The organism is Pseudomonas sp. JQ170C (assembly GCF_035581345.1).
GTDB lineage: Bacteria > Pseudomonadota > Gammaproteobacteria > Pseudomonadales > Pseudomonadaceae > Aquipseudomonas.
This window is the reverse complement of the sequence record NZ_CP141608.1, coordinates 1,462,073-1,476,486: the sequence shown is the minus strand read 5'-3', so window position 1 is coordinate 1,476,486 and position 14,414 is coordinate 1,462,073. Positions and strand designations below refer to the sequence as shown.

Sequence of the window (14,414 nt, the reverse complement as noted above, 5' to 3'; positions counted from 1 at the left end):
GCTGAGCGGGCGCCGCTTGCCCACCTGGCAAGCGGCGCATCTGGCTGCTTTATGTTTCATGCCAATCCCAGCACAATGAGCGACCTTTCAAGCGTCACCCGTAGGAACCTGCATGAAACTCGACAAACCCACCGCCATTGCCCGTCGCAACCAGGAACTGGAAAGACCGGTACTTTCCAGCGACAACACCCTGTTTGCCGTGCTCGACACCAAGCGCAGCCTGTGGTGGTTCGATGTGCCGGTGAAGCTGGTGCTGAAAAAAGACGCGGCTGACTGGGTCAACCTGCTGCTGCACACGCCTGAGACCGACGAGCTGCAGCACCTGAAGGTGCCGGTGAATTTCTTGAAGGCCCATCTGGAGAAGATGGAAGTGCGCCACCCCGGCAAGCGGCGCTCCACCATCAGCCTGGCGCTGAGCGCAGACCGCGACTCGTTGCTCCAGGACTTGCGTCCGGGCGGCGAAAACCTGAACTTCGCAGGCTTTCGCCAGGCCTGATCAGGCCAGTTCGATGCGGTCGGCGTGGATGACGATGCGGCCATCCTTGTACAAGGCGCCGATCGCCTTCTTGAAGTTGCCCTTGCTGACCCCGAACAAATCGCTGATCACCTGCGGATCGCTCTTGTCGCTGACCGGCAGCATGCCGTTGGCGTCCTTGAGCTTGGCCAGGATCTTGTCGTGCAGGCTGTTGGCCAGGTCCTGGCCAATGGGCTGCAGGCTCAGGGCAATCTTGCCGTCGCTGCGCATCTCCTTGATGTAGCCCTTCTCCTGCTTGCCCGAACGCAGGAACTTGAACACCTCATTCTTGTGAATCAGGCCCCAGTGCTTGTTGTTGATGATCGCCTTGAAGCCCATCGGGGTTTCTTCGACCACCAGCAAATCAACCTCCTGGCCCACCGTGTAGGTGGCCGGCAGCTTGTCCAGGTAGCGGTCCAGGCGCGCGGTGGCTGTGATCCGGCGGGTGCGCTTGTCCAGGTAGGCATGCACCACGCAGTACTCGCCCTGGCGCATCTGGCGCTTTTCTTCGGAGTACGGCATCAGCAGGTCCTTGGGCAGGCCCCAGTCCAGGAAGATGCCGATGCTGTTGATTTCCTTGACCTTGAGGCTGGCGAACTCACCGACCTGCAGCTTGGTCTTCTCGGTGGTCGCGATCAGCTTGTCTTCGCTGTCCAGGTACACGAAGACGTTCAGCCAGTCTTCGACCTCGGTGGGCGTGTCCTTGGGGATGTAGCGGTTGGGCAGAAGGATTTCGCCATCCGCGCCGCCGTCCAGGTACAGGCCGAAGTCCGTGTGTTTCACGATTTGCAAACTGTTGTAACGCCCAACTAAAGCCATTTCCGGAAATCCTCGTTGCGAGCCCGGCATTCTACACCCGAACCGGCCACACCGCCCGGTCGCCGTTGGCTGCCCATCGGTAAAAAGGAACCGGGGTGCCGTGTGCTGTTCTATAAATTCAAGCACGCCCTTGCAAGGATTCGCTCATGTACGCCTGCCTGTCCAAGTACCTGCGCACTCTCCTGCTACTGGCCCTGTCGGCCGTTCTGGTGCTGGCCTGCAGCCGTATCGACCTGGCCTATCGTAACCTCGACGTGCTGGTGCCCTGGTCGCTCAACGACTACCTGAACATGAATCGCCAGCAAAAAACCTGGCTCAACCAGCGCCTCAAGCAGCACCTGGCGTGGCATTGCCGCACGCAATTGCCGGGCTACCTGACCTGGATCGACGAAGTCCGACAGATGGTCGCCGACAACCAGGTGACTGAACAGCAATTGCAACTGCGCACCCAGGAAGCGAAACAGGCCATCGCCAAGGTCGCCGACCAGATCACCCCCTCGGCGGCCCAACTGCTGCGGGCGATGGACGACGAGCAAGTCCACGAGATACGCGAGGCCTTTGCCGAGGACATCAACGAACGCCAGGCCAAGTATGTGAAAACGCCGCTGGCCCGGCAGATCCAGCAACGCGCCGAACGCATGGAAAAACGCCTGACGCCGTGGCTGGGTGAGCTCAGCGCACAGCAACGGTTGCGGATCATGACCTGGTCACAGGGCCTGGGCGAACAGAACCGCCAGTGGATCGCCAACCGCGCCAACTGGCAGGCACATTTCAGCGCGGCGATGGATCAGCGCCACAGCGACAGCTTCGAGCCGCAACTGGTGCGCCTGCTCAAGAACCGCGAAAGCCTCTGGACGCCGGAATACCGCCTGGCCTACCAGCGTACCGAAACAGAGGCCCGGCGCCTGCTGGTGGACCTGATGGCCCAGAGCAGCGAGCAGCAGCGTACGCACCTGGAGCAGAAGCTAGGCCAGGTGCGCAAGGATTTCAGCGAATTGAAGTGCATCCAGTAGGAGCGGGCTTGCCCCGCGATAGCGATCCAACAGTCACATCGCATCGCGGGGCAAGCCCGCTCCTACCTGGCTTTGCGCCGATAGGGGAACACGTCGATGACCTTGCCGCCACGAATCGCCTCCTGCAGGCTCTTCCAGTAGTCGGCATCGTACAGTTCGCCATGCAATTGGCTGAACAGGCGGCGCTGGCCGCTGTCGGCAAACAGGAAAGGGGGAAATTCTTCGGGAAACACGTCGTGCGGCCCGATCGAATACCAGGGCTCACCGGACATTTCATCCTCCGGGTAGCGTGGCGGCGGGATGTAGCGGAAGTTGACCTCACCGAGGAAGCAGATTTCGTCGTAGTCGTAGAACACCACCCGGCCGTGACGGGTAACGCCGAAGTTCTTCAGCAGCATGTCACCGGGAAAGATGTTCGCCGCCGCCAGCTGCTTGATGGCCAGGCCGTAGTCTTCCAGAGCCTCGCGCACCTGCGCATCGTTGGCGTTCTCAAGGTAGAGGTTCAACGGCGTCATGCGCCGCTCGGTCCAGCAGTGGCGCACCAGCACCGTGTCGCCATGCACCTCCACCGTCGAGGGCGCCACCTCCAGCAATTCGGCCAGGCACTCGGGCTCGAACTTGCTCAAGGGAAAACGAAAGTCGGAGAACTCCTGGGTATCGGCCATGCGCCCGACCCGGTCGACGCTTTTCACCAAGCGGTATTTTTCGATCACCGTGGCCCGGTCGACGGTCTTGGACGGCGAGAATCGGTCCTTGATGATCTTGAACACGGTATTGAAGCCCGGCAGCGTAAACACGCTCATCACCATGCCACGCACCCCGGGGGCCATGATGAAGCGATCGTCAGTACCGGCCAGGTGGTTGATCAGCGCCCGGTAGAACTCCGACTTGCCATGCTTGTAGAAACCGATCGAGGTGTACAACTCGGCAACGTGCTTGCCCGGCAAGATGCGCTTGAGAAAGCCGACGAACTCGGCAGGTACCGGCACATCGACCATGAAATAGGAGCGCGTGAACGAGAAGATGATCGACACATCGGCTTCGTCGGTGATCAAGGCATCGATCTCGATACCATGGCCTTCGCGGTGCAGCAGCGGGATCACCAGCGGCCACTGCTCGTCCTGGGTGTACAGGCGCCCCACCAGGTAGGCCCCCTTGTTGCGATACAGCACCGGCGAAAACAGCTCCACCGCCAGGGCCGGGTCCTTGCAGACCCAGTCCGGCAGGTTCTCGCGCAGCTGCGCTTCAAGGCGGGCCAGGTCACCTTGAAGGTCGCCGTAGGGGGCATCGAAACCGTAGTCGGCGAAGATCTGCACCAACACACTGCCCAGGCTACCCTGGGGCTTGTAGGTGCGGGTCTGCGCCGCGCGCTCGTGACTGCGCAGCGACGGCCGGGTGGTGTGAATGAACATGCAGCCGTCGCTGATCAGGTCATGACTGAACAGGCTGCAGAAGATCGAGTTGTACCAGGTCTCCGAGAGTTCATCGTCCAGTCGAGGGTCGATCAGGCTGATGTAGGCGCTCTTGACCAGCGGCCAGAGCGATACGTCCAGCAGCACGTCGGCCTCGAACGCCTGGCGCAGCCAGCCACTGACCTCGTTGACTTTTTCTTCATAGAGGTTGATCCGTGCGGCCGAAGCACTCTGGATCTGCTGCCACTGGGCCTGCTCGAAGCGGGCGCGGGCGCCGATGGTGATCTGGCGAAAGTGCTCACGGTAATCGTCGAAGCCATTGAGGATCATCCGGGCGATATCGGCGGCCGGCCATTGCTGGGGCATACATCAGACCTCTGCGGGAATGTCAGAGCCTGAGCTTAGCCAGTCGCCGATGCCAGGGAAAGCCTGTTGGCCCGGCTGTATCGGCCAAATGCTCCGCCCGTGCAATTCAAGCGCAAGAAAGGGAGAGAGGCTGCCAAAGGTTCTGGCGTAAACTCGCGCCCCTGCCCAAAAGGACCCGGATAGCCCATGACCCCCATCGCCATCACCCGACTGTTGATTCTTGCCGCTGTCTGGGGCGCAAGTTTCCTGTTCATGCGCATCATCGCGCCCGTGCTGGGCACACTGCCTACCGCCTTCTTTCGCGTGTCCATCGCCTGCGCCGGGCTGATGGTGATCCTCGCCCTGCTGCGCGTGCGCTGGGACTTCAACGGCAAGCTCAAGGCCTGCCTGGTGCTGGGCATGATCAACTCGGGGATTCCGGCCACGCTTTACTCCGTCGCGGCGCAAGTGCTGCCAGCCGGTTACTCGGCCATCTTCAATGCCACGACGCCGTTGATGGGCGTGTTGATCGGCGCACTGTTCTTTCGCGAACCCATGACCCTGGCCAAGCTCTGCGGCATCTTCCTGGGGCTGTTCGGTGTCGGCATTCTCAGTGGCGCGGGGCCGGTGGCGTTTGACCAGAACCTGCTGCAGGGCGCGATCTCGTGCCTGGCGGCGACGACCTGCTATGGCTTTGCCGGTTTTCTGGCCCGGCGCTGGCTTGACCAGGCGGGCGGCCTGGACAGTCGCCTGTCGGCGTTGGGCAGCATGCTGGGCGCGACCTTGCTGCTGTTGCCGTTGTTTGGCTACAGCGTGCTGACCGCCCCGCCTGCAAGCTGGGGTGGCTGGGATGTCTGGCTGTCGCTGCTGGGACTGGGGCTGGTGTGCACGGCATTTGCGTACATCCTGTACTTCCGCCTGCTCAGCGAAATCGGCCCGGTGAAAGCCACCACCGTGACCTTCATGATTCCGGCCTTCGGTGTGCTGTGGGGCGCGTGGTTGCTGGATGAGCCGCTGTCGATGGCGCACCTGTGGGGTGGGTTGTTGATTGCCGTGGCGCTGTGGCTGGTGCTCAAGCCCGCCACCAAATGATGATCGCGGGGCAAGCCCGCTCCTAGCTGTAGGAGCGGACTTGCCCCGCGATTGCACTCAATCAGCCTGCAATTGCCCCGCACCTGCCGCCGGCTTGCGAAACACGAACAACAAGCCGATCACGATCAGCCCCATCCCCAGCAAGCTCAGCGCCGCCAGGCGGTTGCCGAAGATCAGGTAATCCATCACCGCCGTCACCGCCGGCACCAGGTAGAACAGGCTGGTGACATTGACCAGGTTGCCCCGGGCGATCAGCCGGTACAGCAACAAGGTCGCCAGCAGCGACACCACCAGCCCCATCCACAGCAAGGCGCCGATGAAGCTGCCCGTCATGTCTAGCTTCAGCGGCTGGAAGGGTGCAAACAGCGCACACATCAGCAGCCCGGCCATGTACTGCAACGGCAGGGTGCCCATCGGGTTGTCGGTGATGCGCTTTTGCATGATCGAGCCAAACGTCATGCTCGCCAGCGCCAGCAGGGCGAACAGCATGCCGGCCAGGGAGATGCCGCCCAGGCCGATGCCCTGGTAGACCACCATGATCAACCCGCTCAAGCCGAGCCCCAGGCCGAACAGTCGGCTCCAGGAACGCTGGCGTTCCATCAGCACCACGGTGAGGATCGGTTGCACGCCCATGACCGTGGCCATGATGCCGGGGGTCACCTGGGTGTTCAGCGCCAGCAGGTAGAAGATCTGGTAGGCACCCAGCAGCACGGCACCGGTAGCCAGTGCCTGCAACACCCCTGCCCGTCCGCGCGGCCAGCGCAGTTTGAGCAGCGGCGCAAGCAGCAACAGGCCACACAGGGCCAGGGCCGAACGCAGCAGCAAAAAGGCAAAGGGACTGGCATGGGCGAGGCCCAGCTTGGAAACGATCGCCCCGCTACTCCAGAGCAGGACGAACAGGCTGGTAGTGGCCGCCGAGGCCACGGATTCTTTCGAGAGCGCAAACATGAATGCCACCTGTAATTCGGGCAGAAAAGCCGAACGGTGCTGCCCGCTGCGGGCAGTCAACCGTGTTCAGTAGGGTGCAGGTGTGATGGGACGCAGCGATTGGCCGCTTAGCCCAGCACTACCACGCCTGGCGGTGCGACAACGCACACGACCACGCTACTGACAGGTGGTGGGTAGTGACTGATCATGGCCGGCTGCTGGCTCCCACGCACGACTACAACCGCGTCGGGCGCGGTGGCGAATACGGTGGTGAGAGGGGAAGCTGGCATGAGCAGGTCTTCGGTGAGGTGAACTGTGTCTGAATATAACGGCGACTTCATCGCGGGGCAAGCCCGCTCCTACTGTAGGAGCGGGGCTTGCCCCGCGATGCCATCAGAACGGTAGGAGCGGGCTTGCCCCGCGATGTCATCAGAACAACCAGTGATACAGCAGATAGGCAACCACCACCGCCAGCACCGGGCGCAACACCCGGTAGGCCTTGGGATTGGCACGCTTGAACTGCTTGACCCGGTTGCTGATGACGTTGCTGAAGCGCTTGCTCCAGGCATAGGCCTGGTTGATCCCGCCCACGCGCTCATCGTCGGTGTTCTGCGGCGCCGTGGCGCGGCCCAGGAAGGCACTGACGTTGCGGTTGATGCGGGTCATCAGCGAGCTGCTGAGCGGGCGCTCAACGTCACAGAACAGGATTACCCGGGTGGTGTCGGTTTCGTTCTTCACCCAGTGCACGTAGGTTTCATCGAACATCACGTCTTCACCGTCGCGCCAGGCATAGGGCTGGCCATCGACGTAGATCCTGCAGTTATCGGAGTTGGGCGTCGCCAGGCCCAGGTGATAGCGCAGGGAACCGGCGAACGGGTCGCGGTGCGGATTGAGGTGGCTGCCACCCGGCAGCAGGGCGAACATCGCGCCCTTGACGTTGGGGATGCTGTTGACCAGCTCGACCGTTCTGGGGCACAGCGTTTCGGCCGAAGGTAGCGCCTTGTCGTACCACTTGAGGTAAAAGCGCTTCCAGCCCTTCTTGAAGAACGAGCCGAAGCCTGCATCGTTGTCTTTTTCGGCAGCGCGGATGTAACCCTCGTCGAACAGGTGCATGGCCTCTTCGCGGATCACTTGCCAGTTGTCCTTGAGCACGTCGAGCTCGGGAAAGCGGTTGCGGTCCAGGTAAGGTTTGGACGGCACACCGGAGAACAGGTACATCAAGGCGTTGTACGGGGCGAACAGTGCCGAGTGGTTGACGAACTGGCGCAACATCGGCAAACGCGCCTTGCCGCGCAGGTGAACATACAGCGTACTGCCGAAAAACAGCAGCAATACACCTGCCTTGGCGACAAAGGAAACAGTCATGCAACACTCCTTGGAATTTCGATCTGGCCATCACTGCCGGATTAATCGGCCATCATAAACCGATCAAGCCCCGGTAAAAATAACCGGGGCCGTCATTCAGTGTTAAGGATTGTGCAACAAACCGCAGGACCCACCTATTGCCCAGGATCAGCGCCAGGGCCTTTTACTGCTGGTTCTCCTGGTCGGTGAACAGGTCGCTGAAGAGCATGCTCGACAGGTAACGCTCGCCCGAGTCGGGCAGGATCACCACGAGGGTCTTGCCCTGCATCTCGGGTTTTTCCGCCAGGCGCACGGCCGCTGCCATCGCCGCACCACTGGAGATACCGCAGAGAATCCCCTCCTCCTGCATCAGGCGCAGGGCCATGCTCTTGGACTCTTCGTCACTGACCAGCTCGACCTGATCGACCAGCGACAGATCAAGGTTCTTCGGCACGAAACCGGCGCCGATGCCCTGGATCTTGTGCGGGCTGGGCTTGATCTCTTCACCGGCGCGGGCCTGGGTGATGACCGGCGAGGTGATCGGCTCCACCGCCACCGACAGGATCGCCTTGCCCTGGGTCTGCTTGATGTAGCGCGACACACCGGTGATGGTGCCACCGGTACCGACGCCGGCCACCAGCACATCCACGGCGCCGTCGGTGTCGTTCCAGATCTCCGGGCCGGTGGTTTTCTCGTGAATCGCCGGGTTGGCCGGGTTATCGAACTGGGCAGGCATGAAGTACTTGGCCGGATCGCTGGCGACGATCTCGCCGGCCTTTTCGATGGCGCCTTTCATACCCTTGGCCGGATGGGTCAGCACCAGGTCGGCGCCCAGCGCCTTGAGTACCTTGCGCCGCTCGATGCTCATCGAGGCCGGCATGGTCAGCTGGAGCTTGTAGCCGCGGGCGGCGGCGACGAAGGCCAGGCCAATGCCGGTGTTGCCCGAGGTCGGCTCGACGATGGTCATGCCCGGCTTGAGTTTGCCGCTGCTTTCGGCGTCCCAGATCATGTTCGCGCCGATCCGGCATTTGACCGAGTAGCCCGGGTTACGCCCCTCGATCTTGGCCAGGATGGTCACGCCACGAGGGGCGATGCGATTGATCTGCACCAGCGGCGTATTGCCGATGGAATGCGCGTTGTCAGCGAAGATACGGCTCATGGCGGGGTCCTTATTTATACAGCGGACGGAAAACTTCAAGGGTAAGCCTGCCGCGCCAGTGCGTCCACATGCAACGAACCGACGCGATTGACAGGAGTCAACCGATCTATATCCCTCATGGAAGTGCTGCCAATGAAACGCCGCTATCGCTGGCCCTTGTGGGGGCTGCTCGCCATTGTGCTGTTGCTGGTCAGCCTGCACCTCGCCCTGCCCTGGCTGGTGCGCGACTACCTCAACGACAAGCTCGCCGACATGGGTGACTACCGCGGCCAGATCACCGACGTCGACCTGGCCTGGTGGCGCGGCGCGTACACGATCAACGGCCTGACCATCGTCAAGACCACGGGCAAAGTCCCCGTGCCGTTTCTCCAAGCCCCGCTGATTGATCTGTCGGTCAGTTGGCGATCCCTGTGGTACGACCACGCCGTGGTCGCCGAGGTGGCGTTCATGCGCCCCGAACTGAACTTCGTCGATGGCCCCAGCAAACAGGCGTCCCAGACCGGTCAGGGCACGGACTGGCGCCAACAGCTGGAAAAGCTGGTGCCCATCACCCTCAACGAAGTGCGCATCGACAACGGCACCCTGACATTTCGCAATTTCAACTCCAAGCCGCCGGTCAATCTCAAGGCCACGCAGCTCGACGCCAGCATCCGCAACCTGACCAATGTCCAGGACCTCAAGGGCCGGCGCGATGCCCGCTTTGAAGGCAAGGCCAGGTTACTGGGCGATGCCAGCGTGCAAAGCAGCGCCACCTTCGACCCGTTCAGCGATTTCGACGACTTCCAGTTCCGCCTGCGCGCCACCGGCATACAGCTGCGCCGACTCAACGACTTTGCCAGTGCCTACGGCAAGTTCGATTTCAATGCCGGCCACGGTGACCTGGTTATCGAAGCCGAAGCACAAAAAGGCCGACTCAATGGCTATATCAAGCCCTTACTGCGCGACGTCGATGTGTTCAACTGGCAACAAGACGTCAAGGAGGAAGACAAGGGCTTCCTCCGGTCGATCTGGGAGGCGTTGGTGGGCGGCAGTGAAACCGTCCTCAAGAACCAGCGCAAGAACCAGTTCGCCACCCGGGTGGAATTGAGTGGCAGCGTGCATAAAAGCGACATCAGCGCCTTTGAAGCGTTTTTGCAGATCCTGCGTAACGGTTTCATCCAGGCATTCAACGCACGTTATGAACAACCGGCGCCCAAGTCTGACTGAGTCACGATGTGACGCCTCATTCAGAGACTGAATGAGGCGCCTGCGTTCCCAGCCAGCCGGAGCCCGCGTTATAGTCGTGCATGACAATTTTTCCGCCAGGGGCCATGTACCCCGGCGCTACGTTAGAGGATCGGTTCATGAAGTTCGAAGGCACCCGCGCATACGTCGCCACAGACGACCTGAAACTGGCAGTCAACGCGGCGATCACCCTGGAGCGGCCGCTGCTGGTCAAGGGCGAGCCGGGCACCGGCAAGACCATGCTCGCCGAACAGCTGGCCGAGTCCTTTGGCGCCAAGCTGATCACCTGGCACATCAAGTCGACCACCAAGGCCCACCAAGGCCTGTATGAGTACGACGCGGTCAGCCGTCTGCGTGACTCGCAATTGGGCGTGGACAAGGTCCACGACGTGCGCAACTACCTCAAGAAAGGCAAGCTCTGGGAGGCGTTCGAGTCCGAGGAGCGGGTCATCCTGCTGATCGACGAAATCGACAAGGCCGACATCGAGTTCCCCAACGACTTGTTGCAGGAACTGGACAAGATGGAGTTCTACGTTTACGAGACCGACGAGACGATCAAGGCCAAGCAGCGCCCGATCATCATCATTACCTCCAACAACGAAAAAGAACTGCCCGACGCCTTCCTGCGCCGCTGCTTCTTCCACTACATCGCCTTCCCGGACCGCGACACCCTGCAGAAAATCGTCGATGTCCACTACCCCAACATCAAGAAAGACCTGGTCAGTGAAGCGCTGGACGTGTTCTTCGACGTGCGCAAGGTACCGGGCCTGAAGAAAAAGCCGTCTACCTCCGAGCTGGTCGACTGGCTCAAGCTGCTGATGGCCGACAACATCGGCGAAGCAGTGCTGCGCGAACGCGACCCCACCAAGGCCATCCCGCCGCTGGCCGGTGCCCTGGTGAAGAACGAACAGGACGTGCAACTGCTTGAGCGCCTGGCGTTCATGAGCCGTCGCGGTAACCGCTGAGCCTGGGGGCAATTGCCATGCTGCTCAATCTGTTCAACGAAATGCGCGCCGCCAAGGTACCGGTGTCGGTGCGCGAGCTGCTTGATCTGCTCAATGCGCTCAAGCAGCGAGTCACCTTCGCCGACATGGACGAGTTCTATTACTTGTCACGGGCGATCCTGGTCAAGGACGAACGGCATTTCGACAAGTTCGACCGCGCGTTCTCGGCCTACTTCAAGGGCCTTGAGAACCTCAACCAGCACCTGGAAGCGCTGATTCCGGAAGACTGGCTGCGCAAGGAATTCGAGCGCTCGCTGACCGATGAAGAACGCGCGCAGATCCAGTCCCTGGGTGGCCTGGACAAACTGATCGAAGAGTTCAAGAAGCGCCTGGAAGAACAGAAGGAACGCCATGCCGGTGGCAACAAGTGGATCGGCACCGGCGGCACCAGCCCGTTCGGCTCGGGTGGCTTCAACCCCGAAGGCATTCGCGTCGGCGATGCCGGCAAGCGCCAGGGCAAGGCGGTCAAGGTCTGGGACCAGCGCGAGTACAAGAACCTCGACGACCAGGTCGAACTGGGCACACGCAATATAAAGCTGGCCCTGCGCCGGCTGCGCAAGTTCGCCCGCCAGGGCGCGGCCGACGAACTGGACATCGACGGCACCATCGACCACACCGCCCGCGATGCCGGCCTGCTCAACATCCAGATGCGACCGGAGCGGCGCAACAGCGTCAAGTTGCTGCTGTTGTTCGATATCGGCGGCTCGATGGACGCCCACGTGAAGACCTGCGAAGAGTTGTTCTCGGCCTGCAAGACCGAGTTCAAGCACCTGGAGTACTACTACTTCCACAACTTCGTCTACGAGTCGGTGTGGAAGAACAACCTGCGCCGCACCTCCGAACGCACCTCGACCATGGACCTGCTGCACAAGTACGGCGCCGACTACAAAGTGGTGTTCGTGGGTGACGCCGCCATGGCGCCTTACGAAATCACCCAACCGGGCGGCAGTGTCGAGCACTGGAACGAAGAAGCCGGTTATGTGTGGATGCAGCGCTTCATGGAGAAGTACAAGAAGCTCATCTGGATCAACCCGTACCCCAAGGAAACCTGGAACTACACCACCTCGACCAACATCGTGCGCGAACTGGTCGAAGACCGGATGTTCCCGCTGACCTTGCGCGGGTTGGAGGAAGGGATGCGGTTCTTGTCCAAATAGATAGCTTCGCGGGGCACGCCCGCTCCTACGGTAGGAGCGGGCTTGCCCCACGTTCACTCACCAAACCGCTGCACAAATGCCCGCTGTTCCCGCCAGGCCAGGTCCTGCACCACCGGCACAAACCGCACCACACTCCCCGGCAGCATCTGCGCCAGGCGCGCCAACGCCAGCGGCGTCAGCGCCCCCAGGCGTGGATAGCCGCCAATGGTCTGGCGATCATTGAGCAACACGATCGGCTGCCCGTCCGGCGGCACCTGCACCGCACCCAACGGAATCCCTTCGGAAATCATCGCGGGCCCCTGGTACTGCAAGGCCGGCCCCAGCAGGCGCATGCCCATGCGATCGGCGCGGCTGTCGAGGGTCCAATCGCGGTTGAACGCCTCGAACAGACTCATCCCGCTGAAATCGCCGACCTGAGCACCGAGCACCAGGTCCAGGTGGTTGCCGGAAAAATCCGGGCGCAGTGCCGGCGGCACGGCTCGCCCGGCAGTGGACTGGCCGCTGTAGCCTAGCTGTTGCCCCTTGGCCAGCGCTGAACCCTGGCCATCCAGCCCGCCCAGTTCCTCACGCACGACACTGGCACAACTGCCCAGCACCAGGGCCGCATCGAAACCGCCGGGCGCTGCCAGATAAGCCCGTGCTCCCTGCAACGGCTGATTCAGGCGCAAGCGCTGGCCCTTGCTCAGGGTGAAACTGGACCAGGGCTTGAGCGGCTCGCCGTCGATGCGCGCGTCCAGGTCGGCACCGGCCAGGGCCAGGCAGCAATCCTGCTCGGCCACCAGGCTGAAACCGCCCAAGGTGATCTCCACCACGGCGGCGTCGGCGGCATTGCCCAGCAGCCAGTTGGCCCAGCGCATCGACACCCAGTCCAGCGCCCCGCCCTGGGTCACGCCCAGGTGCCGCACGCCGAAGCGCCCGGCGTCCTGCAACAGGCACAGCGGCGTGCTGGCCTCGATCATCAAGCGGCTCATGCCTGTGCCTCCAGTGGCGCATCATCGCCGCCCAGGTTGATGAAGGTGGCGCGATCCACGGCCACGAAGCGCACCCGGTCTCCCGGCTGCAGCAAGCTGTAGCCGTCACGCTCGCGGTCAAAGAGTTTGCTCGGGGTGCGGCCGATCAGGTTCCAGCCACCGGGCGACACTGCGGGGTAAGCCGCTGTCTGGCGCTCGGCGATGCCCACACTGCCTGCGGCAACGCGCTTGCGTGGCGTGGCCAGGCGCGGCGCGGCCAGGGCCTCTTCGACCAGGCCCATGAAGGCAAAGCCTGGGGCGAACCCCAACGCGAACACCTGGTACTCGCGCTCACTGTGGCAGCGCACGATATCGGCCACCGAAGTGCGGCAACGGTCCGCCAGCAGGCTCAGCTCCGGGCCGACGCTTAGGTCGTACCACACCGGAATCTCGTGCTGGCGCCCGCCGCTGCCGTTGTCCGGCTGCAGGTTTTCCAGTGCCTCGCGAACCAGCACCCGGGCCTGCTCCGGCGATAGCTGCAGCAAGTCGAAATGCACCATCGCCGTGGTGTACGACGGCACCAGGTCGATCAGGTACTCGCCAAATACCGCCCGCAAGCGCTGGCTGGCCGCCAGCATCCACGGCATGTTGGTTTCATCGATGGCGTCAAACAGGCGCACCATCAGGCAGTCGATGGCCACCGTTTCAATGCGGTAACTCATGACGCCACCAGGGCATCGAGGGCCTGGCGGATCTGCTGCACCGCCGCCACCGAACTGTCGTTGTCACCGTGTACGCAGAGGGTCTGGGCCTGCAGGCGCAACTCGCTGCCATCTACCGCGACCAAGGGCTCGCCACGGGCCAGGCGCAGGGCCTGGTCGACAATTGTTGCCGGATCGTGGTGCACCGCGCCCGGCAGGCGCCGCGACACCAGGTGTCCGGCGGCGTCGTAGGCACGGTCGGCAAAGGCCTCGAACCACAGGGGTACGCCGTACTCGTCGCCCAACGCCTGGGCCGCGCTGTTATCGGCGGTGGCCATGAGCATCAACGGCAGTTCCCGGTTGTATTGCGCCACGGCCTGGAGCACCGCGCGCAGCTTCTGTGGGTCGGCCATCATGTCGTTGTACAGCGCACCGTGGGGTTTGACGTAGGCAACGCGGGTGCCCTGGGTACGGCAGATGCCGTCCAGCGCACCGATCTGGTAGTGCAGCAGGTCGCGGATTTCGTCGGCGCTGCAGGCCATGGAGCGACGGCCGAAACCGACCAGGTCCTGGTAGGCCGGGTGCGCGCCGATGCGCACGTTGCTGGCCACGGCCAGGGCCACGGTGTGGCGCATGATGCCGGGATCGCCAGCGTGAAAGCCGCAGGCAATGTTGGCGCAATCGACAAACGGCATGACCTGGGCATCCAGGCCCATGGTCCAGCTGCCAAAACTCTCACCCATATCGCAATTC

Annotated in this window: 15 protein-coding genes; 6 read left to right on the top strand and 9 right to left on the bottom strand. The window is 62.4% G+C overall.

Annotated elements, in window-relative coordinates; genetic code table 11:
- Positions 1 to 112 precede the first annotated feature (112 nt).
- Complete coding sequence (locus U9R80_RS06775; protein WP_301837105.1) at positions 113 to 496, top strand: hypothetical protein; 384 nt, start codon at positions 113 to 115, stop codon at positions 494 to 496.
- Here U9R80_RS06775 and U9R80_RS06770 read toward each other — a convergent pair whose 3' ends face one another.
- Positions 497 to 1,333, bottom strand: coding sequence for a CvfB family protein (locus U9R80_RS06770; RefSeq protein WP_301837106.1), 837 nt, complete (start codon positions 1,331 to 1,333; stop codon positions 497 to 499).
- A gap of 146 nt (positions 1,334 to 1,479) precedes the next feature.
- Here U9R80_RS06770 and U9R80_RS06765 point away from each other — a divergent pair, with 146 nt between their 5' ends.
- A complete protein-coding gene (locus U9R80_RS06765; protein ID WP_301837107.1) occupies positions 1,480 to 2,346 on the top strand; it encodes a DUF6279 family lipoprotein in 867 nt (288 codons plus the stop codon).
- 62 nt (positions 2,347 to 2,408) lie between these two features.
- Here U9R80_RS06765 and aceK read toward each other — a convergent pair whose 3' ends face one another.
- Positions 2,409 to 4,124, bottom strand: a complete 1,716-nt coding sequence (gene aceK / locus U9R80_RS06760; RefSeq protein WP_301837108.1) for a bifunctional isocitrate dehydrogenase kinase/phosphatase — start codon at positions 4,122 to 4,124, stop codon at positions 2,409 to 2,411.
- Between the two features lie 186 nt (positions 4,125 to 4,310).
- Here aceK and U9R80_RS06755 point away from each other — a divergent pair, with 186 nt between their 5' ends.
- Positions 4,311 to 5,195, top strand: a complete 885-nt coding sequence (locus U9R80_RS06755) for a DMT family transporter (RefSeq protein WP_301837109.1) — start codon at positions 4,311 to 4,313, stop codon at positions 5,193 to 5,195.
- A 57-nt stretch (positions 5,196 to 5,252) separates the two neighbouring features.
- Here the strand turns inward: U9R80_RS06755 and U9R80_RS06750 are convergent, their stop codons facing one another.
- From U9R80_RS06750 to cysK, 4 genes are all read right to left on the bottom strand, one after another.
- Positions 5,253 to 6,143: a DMT family transporter gene (locus U9R80_RS06750; protein WP_301837110.1), complete on the bottom strand. Its 891-nt coding sequence runs from the start codon at positions 6,141 to 6,143 to the stop codon at positions 5,253 to 5,255.
- Positions 6,144 to 6,250: 107 nt separating this feature from the next.
- Positions 6,251 to 6,412, bottom strand: coding sequence for a hypothetical protein (locus U9R80_RS06745; RefSeq protein ID WP_301837111.1), 162 nt, complete (start codon positions 6,410 to 6,412; stop codon positions 6,251 to 6,253).
- A gap of 139 nt (positions 6,413 to 6,551) precedes the next feature.
- A complete protein-coding gene (locus U9R80_RS06740) occupies positions 6,552 to 7,487 on the bottom strand; it encodes an aspartyl/asparaginyl beta-hydroxylase domain-containing protein (RefSeq protein WP_301837112.1) in 936 nt (311 codons plus the stop codon).
- A gap of 163 nt (positions 7,488 to 7,650) precedes the next feature.
- Positions 7,651 to 8,625: a cysteine synthase A gene (gene cysK, locus U9R80_RS06735; protein WP_301837113.1), complete on the bottom strand. Its 975-nt coding sequence runs from the start codon at positions 8,623 to 8,625 to the stop codon at positions 7,651 to 7,653.
- 132 nt (positions 8,626 to 8,757) lie between these two features.
- Here cysK and U9R80_RS06730 point away from each other — a divergent pair, with 132 nt between their 5' ends.
- From U9R80_RS06730 to U9R80_RS06720, 3 genes are all read left to right on the top strand, one after another.
- Positions 8,758 to 9,831, top strand: coding sequence for a DUF748 domain-containing protein (locus tag U9R80_RS06730; protein ID WP_301837114.1), 1,074 nt, complete (start codon positions 8,758 to 8,760; stop codon positions 9,829 to 9,831).
- Between the two features lie 137 nt (positions 9,832 to 9,968).
- Positions 9,969 to 10,814 (top strand): AAA family ATPase, encoded by an 846-nt coding sequence (locus tag U9R80_RS06725; protein ID WP_028943141.1) that lies wholly within the window; start codon positions 9,969 to 9,971, stop codon positions 10,812 to 10,814.
- 17 nt (positions 10,815 to 10,831) lie between these two features.
- Entirely contained in the window at positions 10,832 to 12,010 is a 1,179-nt protein-coding gene (locus tag U9R80_RS06720) for a vWA domain-containing protein (protein ID WP_301837115.1), read from the top strand.
- Between the two features lie 53 nt (positions 12,011 to 12,063).
- On the opposite strand, the gene U9R80_RS06715 is transcribed toward U9R80_RS06720, so the two are convergent.
- The 3 genes from U9R80_RS06715 to U9R80_RS06705 are packed head-to-tail and all read right to left on the bottom strand — an operon-like array spanning position 12,064 to position 14,404.
- Positions 12,064 to 12,981: a biotin-dependent carboxyltransferase family protein gene (locus U9R80_RS06715; protein ID WP_301837116.1), complete on the bottom strand. Its 918-nt coding sequence runs from the start codon at positions 12,979 to 12,981 to the stop codon at positions 12,064 to 12,066.
- A complete protein-coding gene (gene pxpB / locus U9R80_RS06710; protein WP_301837117.1) occupies positions 12,978 to 13,682 on the bottom strand; it encodes a 5-oxoprolinase subunit PxpB in 705 nt (234 codons plus the stop codon). The genes U9R80_RS06715 and pxpB overlap by 4 nt, the downstream gene beginning before the upstream one ends.
- Complete coding sequence (locus U9R80_RS06705) at positions 13,679 to 14,404, bottom strand: 5-oxoprolinase subunit PxpA (protein ID WP_324805189.1); 726 nt, start codon at positions 14,402 to 14,404, stop codon at positions 13,679 to 13,681. Before U9R80_RS06705 ends, pxpB begins: the two co-directional genes overlap by 4 nt.
- Between the last annotated feature and the right edge of the window lie 10 nt (positions 14,405 to 14,414).

Excerpts from the sequence above, each read along its gene's own strand:
- U9R80_RS06725 (WP_028943141.1), top strand. The coding sequence starts at position 9,969 with ATGAAGTTCGAAGGCACCCGCGCATACGTCGCCACAGACGACCTGAAA.
- U9R80_RS06770 (WP_301837106.1), bottom strand. The coding sequence starts at position 1,333 with ATGGCTTTAGTTGGGCGTTACAACAGTTTGCAAATCGTGAAACACACG.
- U9R80_RS06775 (WP_301837105.1), top strand. The coding sequence starts at position 113 with ATGAAACTCGACAAACCCACCGCCATTGCCCGTCGCAACCAGGAACTG.
- aceK (WP_301837108.1), bottom strand. The coding sequence starts at position 4,124 with ATGCCCCAGCAATGGCCGGCCGCCGATATCGCCCGGATGATCCTCAAT.
- U9R80_RS06750 (WP_301837110.1), bottom strand. The coding sequence starts at position 6,143 with ATGTTTGCGCTCTCGAAAGAATCCGTGGCCTCGGCGGCCACTACCAGC.
- U9R80_RS06730 (WP_301837114.1), top strand. The coding sequence starts at position 8,758 with ATGAAACGCCGCTATCGCTGGCCCTTGTGGGGGCTGCTCGCCATTGTG.
- U9R80_RS06745 (WP_301837111.1), bottom strand. The coding sequence starts at position 6,412 with ATGCCAGCTTCCCCTCTCACCACCGTATTCGCCACCGCGCCCGACGCG.
- cysK (WP_301837113.1), bottom strand. The coding sequence starts at position 8,625 with ATGAGCCGTATCTTCGCTGACAACGCGCATTCCATCGGCAATACGCCG.
- U9R80_RS06765 (WP_301837107.1), top strand. The coding sequence starts at position 1,480 with ATGTACGCCTGCCTGTCCAAGTACCTGCGCACTCTCCTGCTACTGGCC.
- U9R80_RS06715 (WP_301837116.1), bottom strand. The coding sequence starts at position 12,981 with ATGAGCCGCTTGATGATCGAGGCCAGCACGCCGCTGTGCCTGTTGCAG.
- U9R80_RS06720 (WP_301837115.1), top strand. The coding sequence starts at position 10,832 with ATGCTGCTCAATCTGTTCAACGAAATGCGCGCCGCCAAGGTACCGGTG.
- U9R80_RS06755 (WP_301837109.1), top strand. The coding sequence starts at position 4,311 with ATGACCCCCATCGCCATCACCCGACTGTTGATTCTTGCCGCTGTCTGG.
- U9R80_RS06705 (WP_324805189.1), bottom strand. The coding sequence starts at position 14,404 with ATGGGTGAGAGTTTTGGCAGCTGGACCATGGGCCTGGATGCCCAGGTC.
- pxpB (WP_301837117.1), bottom strand. The coding sequence starts at position 13,682 with ATGAGTTACCGCATTGAAACGGTGGCCATCGACTGCCTGATGGTGCGC.
- U9R80_RS06740 (WP_301837112.1), bottom strand. The coding sequence starts at position 7,487 with ATGACTGTTTCCTTTGTCGCCAAGGCAGGTGTATTGCTGCTGTTTTTC.